Source organism: Rhodovulum marinum, from assembly GCF_004343075.1.
Taxonomy (GTDB): domain Bacteria; phylum Pseudomonadota; class Alphaproteobacteria; order Rhodobacterales; family Rhodobacteraceae; genus Rhodovulum; species Rhodovulum marinum.
On record NZ_SLXP01000005.1, the window covers coordinates 20,936 to 35,416 of the forward strand.

Consider the following 14,481-nt stretch of genomic DNA (forward strand, 5'->3'; position numbering starts at 1 on the left):
CACCCCCCCCCACCGACCCCCCCCCCCCCCCGCGCCCCCCCCCCCCCCCCCGCCCCGCCCCCCCCCCCCCCCCCCCCCCCCGCCCCCCCCCCCCCCCCCCCCCCCCCCCCGGCCGGTCGCGTTGCGACGCAACGCGACACCCTTGGCCGATCAATCCTGCAAAGCCCCGCGATCGGCCGCCGCCTCCAGCGCCGGGTAGCGCGCGCCCAGCGTCGCCGCGCGCGCCACGAAGGACACCAGCAAGGCTGCCCACAGCCCGTGATTGCCGAACACGGGAAGCAGAACCGCAGCCGCCGCCACATAGACCGCCAGCGAAATCGCCATCATGTTGCGCATGTCGCGGGTGCGCGTCGCGCCGATGAAGATACCGTCCAGCATGTAGGAGGCCAGCCCGAAGACCGGCGCGGCCACCATCCAGGGCAGGTAATCGCGGGCCGCCGACCGCACCTCGGGCGCGGTGGTCATCAGGTCGATGATCGCGCCTCCGAACACCGCGAACCCCGCGGCCAGCCCCACCACCGTGACCGCGCCCCAGGCACTCGTCATCAGCGCGGCCCGGCGCAGCGCTGCGCGCGCCCGCGCGCCCATCGCCTGGCCCACCAGCGCCTCGGCGGCAAAGGCGAACCCATCCAGCGCATAGGCGGTGATCTGCAGGAACTGCAGCAACACCTGGTTGGCCGCCAGCGGCACGTCGCCGAAATCGGCGGCGAGGAACAGGAACGACACGAAAATCCCCTGCAGCATCAGTGAACGCAGCAGGATGTCCGTATTCACGCTGGCCATGCGCCGCAGCCGCGCGGGGGCGAAGACCCGCGCCCGGTCGCGCCAGGCCGTGCCCCGGAACGCCGCGCGGCACAGCCACAGCCCCATCGCCGCCCCCGACCACTCGGCCAGCAAGGTGGCGGCGGCCACCCCCTGAACGCCCCAGCCCAGGCCGAGAACGAACCAGAAATCCAGCGCGATGTTGACGGAATTCATCCACAGCTGGATCGCCAGAACCGCCCTCGTGCGCCCCTGCGCGATCAGCCAGCCGGTGATGCCGAACAGCCCGATCGCCGCGGGTGCCGACCAGATGCGGATCGCCAGGTAGTCGCGCGCCAACGCCTCGACCTCTGCCGAGGCGGGCGAGACCAGGAAGGCGCCGGCGAAAAGCGGCCCCTGCAGCGCGATCATCGCCGCCCCCGCCGCACCGCCCACCATCAGCGCGCGCGACAGCATCGCGTCGACCTCGGCGGTGTCGCGCGCGCCCCAGGCCTGCGCGGTCAGCCCCGTGGTGCCCATGCGCAGGAAACCGAACACCCAGTAGATCGCCGACAGGATGATCGCGCCGATCCCCACGGCCCCGATGGGCACCGCCGCGCCCATCTGGCCCACGACACCGGTATCGACCGCCCCAAGGATCGGCACGGTGGCGTTCGACAGCACGATGGGCAGCGCGATCGCCAGAACACGCCGGTGGGTCAGCGTCGGCGCATCGGGCACCGCGGCGGCCGTGTCAGCCATTCCGGGTCGGCATCAGGAAATGGCCCGTCGCCTGGGCGAACAGCCGCGCGCGGTTATCCTGCCAGGCCTCGACATGGACGCTGGCATAGCGCCGCCCCGAGCGGTTCACCCGCGCCCGCGCATAGGCGTCGCGCGGCAGGCCCGAGCGCAGGTAATCCACGGTGAAATCGATGGTCTTGGGCAACCGGGGCAACGTTTCCGGCGTCAGTGCCAGCGGATCCAGCGCACCCGATTCCATGTCCTCCCAGACCAGCGACCAGGACAGCCCGATGATCGCCGTCACCTCCAGAAAGGCCGCGGTCGCGCCGCCATGCAGCGCGGGCAGCATCGGGTTGCCGATCAGCTTGTCGTCGAAGGGCAGGATCGCGGTCAACTCGTCGCCGCGCCGCTCGAACTCGATGCCCAGGAAATTGATGTAGGGCACGCCGTGCACCAGCGCCGACAGCGCCGCATCGCGCCGCTGCTTGATGACCTGCACGGGTTCGGGGGCCTTGCGCGTCATTGCTTGCCACCGGCGCCGCGTTCCACGGTAAAGGCCCCCGCCGCCGTCGCCACCGGGTTTTCGCGATCCTCGTCGGTGGCGGTCGCCCGCACGAAGGCCACCGAGCGGGTGACGTGATAGCACTGGGCCCGCGCGGTGATCCGCTGGCCGGGGCTGGCCGCGCGCATGTAGTCGATGCGCAGGTCGATGGTGGCGGTGCCCGCCGGCGCGTCCGGGTGGCTCATCACCGCCGCCCCGCCACAGGTATCCAAGAGCGCCGAGACCGCGCCGCCATGGATCACCCCGCTTTGCGGGTCGCCCACCAGGCGTTCGTCATAGGGCATGGAAATCACCGCCAGGCCCGCCCCGATCTCGTCCACACGCATGTTCAGCGCGCGCGAGTGCGGGATCATCTCGATGAATTGCCGCGCGATCCGCGCCTTGTCATCATCCATGGAGCATTCCTTTTCCGCCCGAGTTTATTGGCCCTTGCCAAGCATGCCGCAAGCGCTAACTTGTGCAACTGAGAACCATTCGCATTCGCATGGTGGCTGGCGAACATGGAAACGAACATCCTCGACAGACGGCCCGACCTGGCGCGCGTGGGCAGCGATTTCCTGGGTCCGATCCGCGGGCGGCGGCTGCTTGTGGCGCTGACGCTGCTGGGGCTGGCCCTTGCCCCGGGTGAACTCGGCCAGTTGACGCGCGAATTGATGACCGATGCCTACGTGCAGGTCAGCGTGTTCGTGGCCGCGACGCTGTTGCTGTTCTACGGCTCGGAACGGGTGTTCCGCTTCGACATGGGCACGGCGCTGAAGAACGCGCGCGGCTGGCAGGTGCCGCTGGCGGCGCTTCTGGGGGCGACGCCCGGCTGTGGCGGGGCGGTGATCGTGGTGGCGGCCTATACCTCGGGCAATGTGGGGCTGGGGGCGGTCGTGGCCGCGCTGACCGCGACGATGGGCGACGCGGCCTTCCTGCTGATCGCGACCCGGCCCGACGCGGCCGCCGTGGTACTGCCGTTCTCGCTTGCGGTGGGCGTGTTGTCGGGCTGGCTGGTCGACCGGTTCGACCGCAGCGACCTGCCCCGGCTTGCGGGGGCCTCGTGCGACCTTGCGCCCCGGATCGGGCGGCTGCGGCCCCGTGACATCGCCTATCTGTTGCCCATGCTGCCCGGTCTGGCCGTTGGCGTGGCGCAATTGGCCCAGATCGAGATCGGGCACGTTCTGGGCCTGCCGGTGGCGGCCATCGCCCTGAGCGGCACGGCACTGGGGCTGTTCATCTGGGCGACCTCGCCGGTCAACGCGATGACCAACGCCAAGGACGGGCCGCTGACCCGCATGGCCGAGGAAACCAGCTTTATCTCGGTCTGGGTGATCGGCGCCTACCTGGCCTATGACTACGCCGCAACCTTCGCCGGCATCGACATCGCCGCCTGGTTTCAGACCGTCGCGCCCCTCTTGCCGCTGATCGCCGTTGCCGTCGGCCTGGTGCCCGGCTGCGGGCCACAGGTTCTGGTGGCCACGCTCTACATCAACGGGGCGCTGCCGTTTTCGGCGCTGATCGGCAACGCGATCTCGAACGATGGCGATGCTCTGTTCCCGGCGATCGCGATCAACCCGCGCGCCGCGCTTCTGGCCACGGCCTATTCCACGGTGCCTGCGTTGATCGTCGCCTACGGCTTTCATCTTTTCGCCCCCGGTTTCATGAACTAAATTGAGGCGGCAACCGGATTGCCTGCGCAATCGCAGAGGCAAAGCGGAAAGTGCCGATGCCCGACGACCGTTTGAGTTTCAAGCAGATGTGCGCCCGTTTCGACGTGACGCCGCGCACCCTGCGCTATTACGAGTATATCGAGCTGCTGAGCCCCGAGAAGGAGGGGCGCACGCGCTATTACACGCCGCGCGAAGTGGCACGAATGACGTTGATCCTGCGCGGCCGGCGGTTCGGGTTCAGCCTGGAGGAAATCCGCCAGTGGCTGCTGATCTACGACGAAAAGGGCAGCCGCGCGCAGCTGGAAAAGATGATCGAGATGTCCGACCGCCAGCTCAAGGCGCTGAGCGCCGAGCGTGACGAGATCGAGCGCAGCATCGCCGAGCTGAAGGCCCTGCGCGACGAGGTCGCCGCCACCCTCGACTGAGCGCGGGGCGTCGTCAGGCCCGCGCTGGCCGTGACGCAGCGTTACGTTTACGTAAGCGTCATCCTGGCTTGTATCCTGGTCCGGCAATCTGCAATTCCGGGGTCAGGGAACACACCATTCAACAGATCGAAATGACCGAAGACACTATGACGATTCGCGAGATGTGCGACGCGTTCAACGTGACCCCGCGCACCTTGCGTTTCTACGAATCCAAGGAATTGCTGAACCCTGTCCGCGAGGGTCAGAAACGGCTGTACACCCGCCGCGATCGCGGTCGCCTGACCCTGATCCTGCGCGGCAAGCGGTTCGGCTTCAGCCTCGAACAGATCCGGCAATTGCTGGCGCTTTACGATGTCGACGGCGGCCAGGAGGCGCAGCACCGCGAGGCCCATGCGATCGGGTGCGAGCGGCTGGCCGACATGGAACGCCAGCGCGCCGAGCTGGACGAGGCGATCCGCGAACTGAAACAGCAACTGTCCTGGTGCGAGGAAAAACTGGCCGAATTCGCCAGAACCGCTCGCACCGGCTGAGACGGACCATGCCAGCCGCCCCGCAGAAGGGCGGCGCGCAGGTCAAGGGAGAGATCGATGCCGACCTATACCCCGCCGACCGAGGACATCCAGTTCGTCCTGCAGGACGTCCTGGGGTCCAGTTCCGCCGACATCCCCGGCTATGACGAGCTGGAACCCGATTTCACGGCCGCCGTGCTGGACGAGGCAGGCAAGATTTCCGCCGAACTTCTGGCGCCGCTGAACGCCACGGGCGACGCCGAGGGCTGCAGCTTCGACAACGGCGTGGTGCGCACGCCCAAGGGTTATCCGGAAGCCTACGAGCAAGTGCGCCAGGGCGGCTGGATCGGGCTGGACGCCGACCCCGACTATGGCGGCCAGGGCATGCCCTACCTGCTGCACACCGCGGTGGGCGAGATGTTCGTCTCGGCCAACATGGCGTTCAACATGTATTGGGGCCTGACCCATGGCGCGATCTCGGCGATCCAGGTCCACGGGTCCGAGGAACAGAAGGCGCTGTACCTGCCGCGGATGATCGACGGCACATGGTCGGGCACGATGAACCTGACCGAGCCGCAATGCGGCACCGACCTGGGCCTGATCCGAACCCGCGCCGAACCGCAGGACGACGGCACCTACAGGATCACCGGCACCAAGATCTGGATCTCGGCCGGCGAACACGACCTGACCGAGAATATCGTCCACCTCGTGCTGGCCAGGATCCCCGGCGGGCCCGAGGGCACCAAGGGTATCTCGCTGTTCATCGTGCCGAAATTCCTGCCCGATGCGGACGGCAAGCCGGGCCAGCGCAACGGCGTCGCCTGCGCCGGGCTGGAACACAAGATGGGGCTGCATTCCAACGCCACCTGCGTGATGAGCTATGACGGCGCGACCGGGTTCCTGGTGGGCGAGGCCCACAAGGGCATGCGCGCGATGTTCACCATGATGAACGAGGCCCGCCTCGGCGTCGGCCTGCAGGGCTATGCCCAAGGGGTCGTGGCCTACCAGAACGCGCTGGCCTGGGCGCAAGAGCGGCTTCAGGGCCGGGCGCTGGGCGCGCCGGCCAACCCCGGCGGCCCGGCGGATTCGATCATGGTGCACCCGGATGTGCGCCGGAACCTGATGCACCAGAAAAGCTTTGTCGAAGGGGCCCGCGCCTTCACCTTCTGGGGGGCGCAACTGATAGACCGCGCGCACCGGGGGGGCGACGCCCGGGCCGAGGCTCTGATCTCGCTTCTGACCCCGGTCATCAAGGGGTTCCTGACCGACAAGGGCTTCGAGACCACGGTACTGGCGCAGCAGACCCTGGGCGGCACCGGCTTTACCCGCGCCGCCGGGATCGAGCAATTCGTCAGGGACGCAAGGATCACCATGATCTACGAGGGCACCAACGGCATCCAGTCGCTGGACCTCGTGGGCCGCAAGCTGCCTCAGGACGGGGGCCGTGCGATCATGGCCTTCTTCGACATCATCAAGGGGTTCATCAAGGAAAACGAAGGCGACGCGGCCCTGAAGGCCGAGTTCCTCGACCCGCTCGAGGCCGCCTCCAAGGACCTGCAAGCCGCGGCGATGTATTTCATGGAACAGGGGATGACATCGCCGGCAAACGCGCTGGCCGGGTCCTACGATTTCATGCATCTCTTCGGCCATGTCTGCCTCGGCTACATGTGGGCACGCATGGCCCGGGCGTCGCGCGCGGCGCTGGCCGATGGCCGGGGCAACCCGGCGTTTCACGAGGCCAAGCTGGTGACCGGGCGCTACTACATGCTGCGCCAGCTGCCCGCGACGGCCCTGCACCTGGCCCGGATCACCAGCGGGGCCGAGACGGTCATGGCGCTGGCGCCCGAGGATTTCTAGGCTTGTGTCCAGGACCGGCCGAGGAGAAGACCATGCCGAAACGCCTGCGCCTGACCCGCCGCTTTCCGGTCGCGATGAGCGAGGACGCCTATCGCCGCCTGCGCCGCTTCGCGCGCGAGGCGGGGCTGGACGAGGGCGAGGCGCTGTCCTTCCTGTTCGAGCATTTCGACAGCGTCACCGACGCCGAGGTGCTGTCGCACCGGCTGCGCCTGTTCAATGCCGAACTGGAGGAGCGGACGCGATGACCTCGCGCTCGGGCAGCGGGCCCCAACGTTGGGCCGTTGAGTATTTCTGCCAAGAAAAAGAGGGCTGGAATGCCTCCTGCCCGGACGGCGCCCCCGGTCGATACCGGGGTGGAGGCGCCGGGCAGGAGGTCTTTTCCTTGGGCGGTCATCGGCTCTCCAGCCTGTACCGCGACTCGCAGACTGGCGTATTAACCTTAACGGCCGGTTATCGGGCGCGATCAATGGTCTTTTTCTTGGTTCAAATACTCATGGCCCGCCGCACGGCGCCGGGCGCACCGCGGGAGGGAAGCGCTTGACGATCCAACTCTACTGCTTCGGCGAAAGCGGCAATGCCTACAAGGCGGCGCTGACGCTGGAACTCGCCGGACTCGAATGGGAGCCGGTCTGGGTGGATTTCTTCAACGGTGCCACCCGCCGCCCGGACTTACTCGCGCTGAACCCGATGGGTGAGGTGCCCGTGATGGTCGATGGCGAGGTGACGCTCAGCCAGTCGGGGGTGATCCAGGATTATGTCAGTTCGAAGACCGGCAAGTTCGGTGGGCAAAGCGCGGCCGAGCGGCGCGAGGTGTTACGCTGGATGTTCTGGGACAACCACAAGATGTCGGGCCAGGCCGGCGCGCTTCGGTTCCTGATGAATTTCCTGCCGGAAGAGAAGCGCCCGACCGAGGCGATCGGCTGGTTGTCGGGCCGGGTCCATGCGGCGCTGAAGACCCTGGAGGCGGCGCTCGGGGACCGCGACTGGCTTGTGGGTGACCGGCCGACCTGTGCCGATCTCGCCTGTTGCGGCTACCTGTTCTACCCCGAGCCCTTCGGGTTCGACCGGCCCGCGTGGCCCGCCATCGACGCCTGGCTGGACCGGATCGCCGCCCTGCCCGGCTGGAAGCCCCCCTATGACCTGATGCCCGGCTCGCCCGCCGACCGGGCCTGATCCTGACAACGAGGCCCCCCATGACCGATGCCTATATCTATGACGCGATCCGCACGCCGCGCGGGCGTGGCCGCAAGGATGGCAGCCTGCACGAGGTGACCGCGCTGCGCCTGTCGGCGGTGGTTCTGGATGCCCTGTCGGCGCGCAACGGCCTGGACGGCGGCGCAGGGATCGAGGACGTGATCTGGGGCAACGCGACCCAGGTGGGCGAACAGGGCGGGTGCCTCGCGCGCAGCGCGGTGCTGGCCTCCGGCCTTGACGAGCGCATCCCGGGGCTGTCGATCAATCGGTTCTGCGCAAGCGGGCTGGAGGCCGTGAACCTGGCCGCGAACCAGGTGCGCGCGGGGGCGGGCCGGGCCTATATCGCGGGCGGGGTCGAGATGATGGGCCGCGTCGCGATGGGCAGCGACGGGGCCGCCATCGCCGTCGATCCCAGCCTGGCGATGAAGAGCTATTTCGTGCCGCAAGGAATTTCGGCCGACATCATCGCCACCGAATACGGCTTTACCCGCGACGATGTGGACGCGCTGGCGGTGGAAAGCCAGCGTCGCGCCGCCGCCGCGTGGGCGGCCGGGCGGTTCGACGGCTCGGTGATCGCGGTCAAGGACTTGAACGGCCTGACCATCCTCGACCGCGACGAGTACATGCGGCCCGAGACGGACATGCAGACGCTGGGCGCGCTCAAGCCTTCGTTCAAGGAGATGGGCGAGGTGATGCCGGGCTTCGACCAGGTGGCGCTGATGAAGTATCCGCATCTTGAACGAATCGAACATGTGCACCATGCGGGCAATTCCTCGGGCATCGTCGACGGGGCGGCCGGTGTGCTGATCGGGAACGCAGAGTTCGGGCGGGCCAACGGCCTGAAACCGCGGGCGAAAATCCGGGCGAGTGCCAAGATCGGGACCGACCCCACGATCATGCTGACCGGCCCCGTGCCGGCGACCGAGAAGATCCTTCGCGAGGCCGGCATGCAGATTTCCGACATTGACCTGTTCGAGGTGAACGAGGCCTTCGCCGCCGTGGTGCTGCGCTTCATGCAGGCTTTCGAGGTCGGCCCGGAGGTGGTGAACGTGAACGGCGGCGCCATCGCGCTGGGGCACCCGCTGGGGGCAACGGGGGCGATCATCCTTGGCACGCTGCTCGACGAGATGGAGCGCACCGACAAGGAAGTGGGGCTTGCGACGCTCTGTGTCGCCTCGGGCATGGGTGCTGCCACGATCATCGAACGCGTGTGAGGGAGGATACCATGGCTGAATTCCACTACAACGTCGACGCGGACGGGGTTGCCACGATCACCTGGGACGTGCCCGGCCGCAGCATGAACGTGATGAGCCTGGCCGGGTTCCGGGAACTCGACGCGCATATCGACACTGCCCTTGCCGATGACGCGGTCAAGGGCGTGGTCATCACCAGCGGAAAGAAGGATTTCGCCGGGGGCATGGACCTGAACGTCATCGCCCGGATGCGTGACGAGGCGGGGGACGACCCGGCCAAGGGTCTGTTCGAGGGCGTGATGGGGATGCACGCCGTCCTGCGCAAGATCGAACGCGCGGGGATGGACGACAAGAACAAGGGCGGCAAGCCGATCGCCGCCGCCCTGCCCGGCACGGCGCTGGGGATCGGGCTGGAACTGCCCTTGGCGTGCCATCGGATTTTCGCCGCCGACAACCCCAGGGCAAGGATCGGCCTGCCCGAGATCATGGTGGGCATCTTCCCCGGCGGCGGCGGGACCACGCGGCTGGTCCGGAAACTGGGCGCGATGGGGGCGGCGCCCTTCCTGCTGGAGGGCAAGCTGTCGGATCCGAAAAAGGCCAAGGCCGCCGGGATCATCGACGAGGTGGTCGAAGACCCGGTGGCCGCCGCCAAGGCATGGGTGCTGTCCGAGCCGAAGATCGTGAAACCGTGGGACGAGAAGGGCTACAAGATGCCCGGCGGCGCCCCTTATCACCCTGCGGGCTTCATGACCTTCGTGGGCGCCAGCGCCATGGTCAACGGCAAGACCAAGGGGGTTTATCCGGCGGCCAAGGCGCTGCTGTCCGCGGTCTACGAGGGCGCGCTGGTGCCCTTCGACGCTGCCATCCGGATCGAGGCGCGGTGGTTCACCCATGTGCTGATGAACCCGTCGTCGTCGGCGATGATCCGGTCGCTTTTCATCAACAAGGAGGCGCTTGAAAAAGGCGCCGTGCGCCCCGCCGATGTGCCCGACCAGAAGGTGGCGAAGCTGGGCATCCTCGGCGCGGGGATGATGGGGGCGGGCATCGCGCTGGTCGCCGCCCAGGCGGGGATCGAGGTGGTGCTGATCGACCAGCAACAGGAGGCCGCCGACAAGGGCCGCGCCTATACGGAATCCTACATGGACAAGGGCATCAAGCGCGGCAAGGCGACCGAGGCGAAAAAGGACGAGGTGCTGGGCCGGATCACCGCAACCACCGATTATGCCGCACTTTCCGGCGCGGATCTGGTGATCGAGGCGGTGTTCGAGGACCCGGGAGTAAAGGCCGAGGTCACGCAAAAGCTGCAAGCGGCGGTCGGCGAGAATTGCATCATCGCCACCAACACCTCGACCCTGCCGATCACCGATCTGGCCAAGGCCGCCGACCGGCCCGCCGACTATATCGGCATCCATTTCTTCAGCCCGGTCGAGAAGATGATGCTGGTCGAGATCATCAAGGGCCGTGAAACCGACGACCGGGCGGTGGCCAAGGCGCTGGATTTCGTGCGGCAAATCCGCAAGACGCCCATCGTGGTCAACGACGCGCGCTTCTTCTACGCCAACCGCTGCATCATTCCCTATATCAACGAAGGCATCCGCATGGTCGCCGAGGGCGTGACGCCCGCGCTGGTGGAAAACGCCGCGAAACTGGTGGGGATGCCGCTGGGGCCGCTGCAACTGGTCGACGAGACCTCGATCGACCTGGGAGTGAAAATCGCCAAGGCCACCAAGGCGGCGATGGGCGATGCCTATCCCGACGGGGCGGTGGACGAGGTGCTGTTCTGGATGGCCGACCAGGGGCGCCTGGGGCGCAAGGCCAAGGCGGGTTTCTACGCCTATGACGAGGCGGGCAAGCGGACCGGCCTGTGGGACGGGCTTGCTGCGCACTACCCGGCCGCCGAGGATCAGCCGGACCTGTCCGAGGTGCAGCACCGCCTGCTATGCGCGCAGGTGCTGGAGGCCGTGCGCGCGCTGGAAGAGGGCGTGCTGATGGACATCCGCGAGGGCGACGTGGGCGCGATCCTGGGCTGGGGGTTCGCGCCGTGGTCGGGCGGGCCGTTCAGCTGGCTGGACATGATCGGGGCGGCGAAGGCCGTCGCGCTGTGCGACGACCTTGCCGCCCGGCACGGCGAGCGGTTCACCGCGCCCGGGCTGCTGCGCGAGATGGCCGAGCGGGGCGAAACCTTCTACGGCCGGTTCGGCCCGGCCGCTCAGGCGGCCTGACGCGCCGTCCCGGCGGACTCGATCAGGCGCATCGGGCGCTGGTCTGTCAGGGTCTCGGCCAGGCGCCGCGCCTCGCGCGGGGCGGGCGGATGCCCATAATCCATGTCCGACACGATCTGCAGTTCGCCCAAGCGGTTCAGCGGCAGCGTCTCACCCTCGCCCCGGGCCGGGCAGAACACCAGTGCCGACCCGTTGGCAAAGGCGATCTCGGGCTGGTCGAACAGCGGCACGATGACCTCGACCGTCATGCCGAGGGCCGGCGCGACGCGCCGGATGTCCAGCGCCCCCTCGAGGTAGCGGGCAGGCAACAGCACGAACGGATCGCCATACAGATCCTCGGCCATGTCGGATTCGACCAGCACGCTTTGCTCGGGCATCAGGGTCAGCGGCGCGGAATTGCCCAGCACCCCCTCGGGCACCAGAAGCGGCCAAAGCGGTTCCGGGCAAGGCGCCGCGCCCCGCCACAGGAAACCGCGCTGGACCGCGCGCACCGGTTGCGAGCCGTGGTCGAAGGTCAGCACCCGGTCGCCCGGCTCCAGTGCTTCAACCCGGCGCCAGCCCAACGTGGTCGCGACCTCGGTGCCCGCGGCAAACCCCGATGCGATGCCCGCGACACCGGCCATGTTCCGCGCCGAACACGCGTCGCGCATGTCCCGCGCCCCCGAAACCGCCTGGCATCCCTCGAAAGCGATCCTGAATTCCATCCTTCGATCCCCAGATCACGCCGCGGGTCTTGTCCGGTCCTTGCCGCGGTCGGTTGTCGATTGTCCTGAATGCCGGGGCCGGTCCGGCACATTCGCTAACGGCATGTTAACGCGCGCAAGCGGACGCCAATTCGGCCCGATTGGGATGGCTTTGGGGCAGCGTGACACCGCGCGGGGGCAATCCCGCCAACGCCGGTGCGACTGCGCGGCGGAGACGAACAATTAACCTTGTTTTCAGAACCGATAGCCGAAGCGCGCGATATCCGCGGCGGCCAGCCGCCCCAGCCATGCGGCCGATTCGTCATCGTAATAGCGCCGGTAATCGGCCGCCCGGTCAGACGGGTTCACCCGCGCCAGCGGCCGCAGGCCGAAGCCCAGATGCGCCTCGACCGGGGCCAGATCCTCGTCCAGGTGCTCGATCCGCACCCAGGCGTCGCAATGTTCCACCCCGGCACCATCCGTCATGTAATCGGCATAGCAAGACGCGCGCAGGCTTGCGGCAATGGCGGGATCGGTCAGGAATGCACCGAAGTCCAGCCGCCGCGCAAGCTTCACCGCAGGATGGTCAAAGCGTTGCACGCGCAGCCAATGGTAATAGCTGGCCGCCCGGTCCCAGGGGTTGCGCACCAGGGTAAAGCAGAACAGCCCGCCGAATTCCTCGCGCGCGACCAGCCCCTCGATATCGGCAAGCCGCGAATGCTTCCACAGCCGCCCCGCCGTGCGAACTCCCTCGATCCGCCGCCGCCTCTTGCGGGCCTTGGGCGTGTCGCCGATCACGATGTCGCAGGCTGCCGCCCGCGCCTCGAGCGCCAGCGTCATCGCGGTGCCGCCCGTCTTGGGGATATGAACGAAGATATAGCGGCGGGCGCGCGAAACGATCATGGCCGACACGCTACCCGCAACCTGCCGCCGCGCAAGGCTTTGCGCGCGACGGCCCTTTTCAAAGACGCGCGCTGCGGCCAAACTCCGCGCCGACCGACGAAGCACCGGGAGGAGATGTCGATGGGCTGGCTGTCCGACGAAACGGGTCTGGAAAAATGCGCGGCGAATTACGTTCCGTTGACGCCGCTGTCCTTCCTGCATCGGGCCGTACAGGTCTATCCCGACCGCGAGGCCGTGGTCTACGGCGCGCGCCGCTTCACCTATGCCCAGTATCACGAGCGCGTCACGCGGCTGGCCTCGGCGCTGGCGGCGATGGGGGTAAAACCGGGTGACGTGGTCGCCACGCTGCTGCCCAACGTCCCCGCCCACGCCGAGGCGCATTTCGGCGTGCCGGCCTGCGGCGCGGTGCTGAACACGATCAACATCCGGCTGGATGCCAACACGGTCAGCTATATCCTGGACCACGGGGGCGCCAAGGTGCTGCTGTGCGACCCGCAATTCATCCCGCTGGCGGTGTCCGCCATCGAGGACATGGAGGGCGAGCCGCCCACCATCATCGAGGTCGCCGACGACGCCGCCGGCGTGCATGATTTCGGCGACTACCCCGAATACGAGGACATCCTGGCCAAGGCAGATCCGAATTTCGACTGGATCATGCCCGAGGACGAGTGGGAAAGCATCGCGCTGAACTATACCTCGGGCACGACCGGCCGGCCCAAGGGTGTCGTCTACCACCACCGCGGGGCCTATCTGAACGCGATGGGCCAGGTGATCTCGTGGCGGATCACGCTTTTCCCGAAATACCTGACCATCGTGCCGCTGTTCCACTGCAACGGCTGGTGTCACACCTGGATGATGCCGCTGGTGGGCGGCACGGTCGTGTGCTGCCGCGACATCACCGCCAGAAACATCTTCGACGCCATCGCGGACGAAGGCGTGACCCATTTCGGCGGCGCGCCGATCGTTCTGAACATGATCGTCAACGCCAAGGACGAGGACCGGCGCACGTTTTCCCACACGGTCGAGGTGTTCACCGCAGGCGCGCCCCCTGCCCCGGTGACGCTGGCCCGGATCGAACCGATGGGCTTCAACATCACCCATGTCTACGGACTGACGGAAACCTATGGCCCGGCCACGGAATGCACCTGGGACGCGAAATGGGACCCGCTGGAGGGCGACGACCGCGCCGCGCAAAAGGCCCGCCAGGGGGTCGCCATGCCCTTCATGGAGCCGGTGCAGGTCTGGGATGACACGCACACCCCGGTGCCGCTGGATGGCAAGACCCAAGGGGAGATCGTGTTCCGCGGCAACGGCGTGATGAAAGGGTACCTCAAGAACCCGCGCGCCACGCGCGAGGCGTTCCAGGGCGGCTATTTCCATTCCGGCGACCTGGCCGTCCAGCACCCCGACACCTACCTGCAGATCGCCGACCGGGCCAAGGACATCATCATCTCGGGCGGCGAGAATGTCAGTTCGGTCGAGGTGGAAGGCGTTCTGATGCGCCACCCCGACGTGCTGCTCTGTGCCGTGGTGGCGAAACCCGACGAGAAATGGGGCGAAGTGCCCTGCGCCTTCGTCGAGTTGAAGGATGGCCATTCCGTCGATGCCGAGGCGCTGATCACCTTTGCCCGCGAACGGCTGGCGGGCTTCAAGACGCCAAAGGCGGTGATGTTCCGGGAACTGCCCAAGACCTCCACCGGCAAGATCCAGAAGTTCGAGCTGCGCAAGCTGGCCAAGGAGCTGTGAGATTGTGGGCGGCGGCGCGCTCGGCTATCGTTGACGCAGAGGCAAGGCAAAAA

At 67.6% G+C, this 14,481-nt stretch carries 14 protein-coding genes; 9 read left to right on the forward strand and 5 right to left on the reverse strand.

Going from position 1 to position 14,481, the window contains the following annotated elements; genetic code table 11:
* Window positions 1–150 precede the first annotated feature (150 nt).
* Genes EV662_RS09105 through EV662_RS09115 form a run of 3 tightly spaced genes read right to left on the reverse strand, consistent with a single transcriptional unit; the run spans window position 151 to window position 2,439 of the window.
* On the reverse strand, window positions 151–1,503 hold the full coding sequence (locus EV662_RS09105; RefSeq protein ID WP_132461856.1) for an MATE family efflux transporter: 1,353 nt from the start codon (window positions 1,501–1,503) through the stop codon (window positions 151–153).
* Window positions 1,496–2,005, reverse strand: coding sequence for a PaaI family thioesterase (locus EV662_RS09110; protein WP_132461857.1), 510 nt, complete (start codon window positions 2,003–2,005; stop codon window positions 1,496–1,498). The genes EV662_RS09105 and EV662_RS09110 overlap by 8 nt, the downstream gene beginning before the upstream one ends.
* Window positions 2,002–2,439 carry a PaaI family thioesterase gene (locus tag EV662_RS09115; RefSeq protein ID WP_132461858.1) on the reverse strand — a complete coding sequence of 146 codons (438 nt, stop codon included), beginning with the start codon at window positions 2,437–2,439 and terminating at the stop codon, window positions 2,002–2,004. Before EV662_RS09115 ends, EV662_RS09110 begins: the two co-directional genes overlap by 4 nt.
* A 105-nt stretch (window positions 2,440–2,544) precedes the next feature.
* On the opposite strand from EV662_RS09115, the gene EV662_RS09120 reads away from it, so the two are divergent.
* From EV662_RS09120 to EV662_RS09155, 8 genes are all read left to right on the forward strand, one after another.
* Complete coding sequence (locus EV662_RS09120) at window positions 2,545–3,696, forward strand: putative manganese transporter (RefSeq protein ID WP_132461859.1); 1,152 nt, start codon at window positions 2,545–2,547, stop codon at window positions 3,694–3,696.
* A gap of 56 nt (window positions 3,697–3,752) precedes the next feature.
* Window positions 3,753–4,121: a MerR family transcriptional regulator gene (locus tag EV662_RS09125; RefSeq protein WP_132461860.1), complete on the forward strand. Its 369-nt coding sequence runs from the start codon at window positions 3,753–3,755 to the stop codon at window positions 4,119–4,121.
* A 131-nt stretch (window positions 4,122–4,252) separates the two neighbouring features.
* Entirely contained in the window at window positions 4,253–4,651 is a 399-nt protein-coding gene (locus EV662_RS09130) for a MerR family transcriptional regulator (protein ID WP_132461861.1), read from the forward strand.
* A 57-nt stretch (window positions 4,652–4,708) separates the two neighbouring features.
* Complete coding sequence (locus EV662_RS09135) at window positions 4,709–6,487, forward strand: acyl-CoA dehydrogenase (RefSeq protein WP_132461862.1); 1,779 nt, start codon at window positions 4,709–4,711, stop codon at window positions 6,485–6,487.
* Window positions 6,488–6,519: 32 nt separating this feature from the next.
* Window positions 6,520–6,732, forward strand: a complete 213-nt coding sequence (locus EV662_RS09140; protein ID WP_132461863.1) for a hypothetical protein — start codon at window positions 6,520–6,522, stop codon at window positions 6,730–6,732.
* Window positions 6,733–7,024: 292 nt separating this feature from the next.
* Window positions 7,025–7,660, forward strand: coding sequence for a glutathione S-transferase family protein (locus EV662_RS09145; protein ID WP_132461864.1), 636 nt, complete (start codon window positions 7,025–7,027; stop codon window positions 7,658–7,660).
* 20 nt (window positions 7,661–7,680) lie between these two features.
* Window positions 7,681–8,895, forward strand: a complete 1,215-nt coding sequence (locus EV662_RS09150; protein WP_132461865.1) for an acetyl-CoA C-acetyltransferase — start codon at window positions 7,681–7,683, stop codon at window positions 8,893–8,895.
* 11 nt (window positions 8,896–8,906) lie between these two features.
* A complete protein-coding gene (locus EV662_RS09155) occupies window positions 8,907–11,096 on the forward strand; it encodes a 3-hydroxyacyl-CoA dehydrogenase NAD-binding domain-containing protein (RefSeq protein ID WP_132461866.1) in 2,190 nt (729 codons plus the stop codon).
* Here the strand turns inward: EV662_RS09155 and EV662_RS09160 are convergent.
* Together EV662_RS09160 and EV662_RS09165 are read right to left on the reverse strand one after the other, a co-directional pair.
* Window positions 11,084–11,800, reverse strand: coding sequence for a Hint domain-containing protein (locus tag EV662_RS09160; RefSeq protein ID WP_132461867.1), 717 nt, complete (start codon window positions 11,798–11,800; stop codon window positions 11,084–11,086). The two genes, EV662_RS09155 and EV662_RS09160, sit on opposite strands and share 13 nt — an antisense overlap.
* A gap of 234 nt (window positions 11,801–12,034) precedes the next feature.
* Window positions 12,035–12,682, reverse strand: coding sequence for a sulfotransferase family 2 domain-containing protein (locus EV662_RS09165; RefSeq protein WP_132461868.1), 648 nt, complete (start codon window positions 12,680–12,682; stop codon window positions 12,035–12,037).
* A 120-nt stretch (window positions 12,683–12,802) separates the two neighbouring features.
* Between EV662_RS09165 and EV662_RS09170 the strand changes: the two genes are divergently transcribed.
* Window positions 12,803–14,428: an AMP-binding protein gene (locus tag EV662_RS09170; RefSeq protein WP_132461869.1), complete on the forward strand. Its 1,626-nt coding sequence runs from the start codon at window positions 12,803–12,805 to the stop codon at window positions 14,426–14,428.
* Window positions 14,429–14,481 lie beyond the last annotated feature (53 nt).

Excerpts from the sequence above, each read along its gene's own strand:
- EV662_RS09105 (WP_132461856.1), bottom strand. The coding sequence starts at position 1,503 with ATGGCTGACACGGCCGCCGCGGTGCCCGATGCGCCGACGCTGACCCAC.
- EV662_RS09110 (WP_132461857.1), bottom strand. The coding sequence starts at position 2,005 with ATGACGCGCAAGGCCCCCGAACCCGTGCAGGTCATCAAGCAGCGGCGC.
- EV662_RS09115 (WP_132461858.1), bottom strand. The coding sequence starts at position 2,439 with ATGGATGATGACAAGGCGCGGATCGCGCGGCAATTCATCGAGATGATC.
- EV662_RS09120 (WP_132461859.1), top strand. The coding sequence starts at position 2,545 with ATGGAAACGAACATCCTCGACAGACGGCCCGACCTGGCGCGCGTGGGC.
- EV662_RS09125 (WP_132461860.1), top strand. The coding sequence starts at position 3,753 with ATGCCCGACGACCGTTTGAGTTTCAAGCAGATGTGCGCCCGTTTCGAC.
- EV662_RS09130 (WP_132461861.1), top strand. The coding sequence starts at position 4,253 with ATGACCGAAGACACTATGACGATTCGCGAGATGTGCGACGCGTTCAAC.
- EV662_RS09135 (WP_132461862.1), top strand. The coding sequence starts at position 4,709 with ATGCCGACCTATACCCCGCCGACCGAGGACATCCAGTTCGTCCTGCAG.
- EV662_RS09140 (WP_132461863.1), top strand. The coding sequence starts at position 6,520 with ATGCCGAAACGCCTGCGCCTGACCCGCCGCTTTCCGGTCGCGATGAGC.
- EV662_RS09150 (WP_132461865.1), top strand. The coding sequence starts at position 7,681 with ATGACCGATGCCTATATCTATGACGCGATCCGCACGCCGCGCGGGCGT.
- EV662_RS09155 (WP_132461866.1), top strand. The coding sequence starts at position 8,907 with ATGGCTGAATTCCACTACAACGTCGACGCGGACGGGGTTGCCACGATC.
- EV662_RS09160 (WP_132461867.1), bottom strand. The coding sequence starts at position 11,800 with ATGGAATTCAGGATCGCTTTCGAGGGATGCCAGGCGGTTTCGGGGGCG.
- EV662_RS09165 (WP_132461868.1), bottom strand. The coding sequence starts at position 12,682 with ATGATCGTTTCGCGCGCCCGCCGCTATATCTTCGTTCATATCCCCAAG.
- EV662_RS09170 (WP_132461869.1), top strand. The coding sequence starts at position 12,803 with ATGGGCTGGCTGTCCGACGAAACGGGTCTGGAAAAATGCGCGGCGAAT.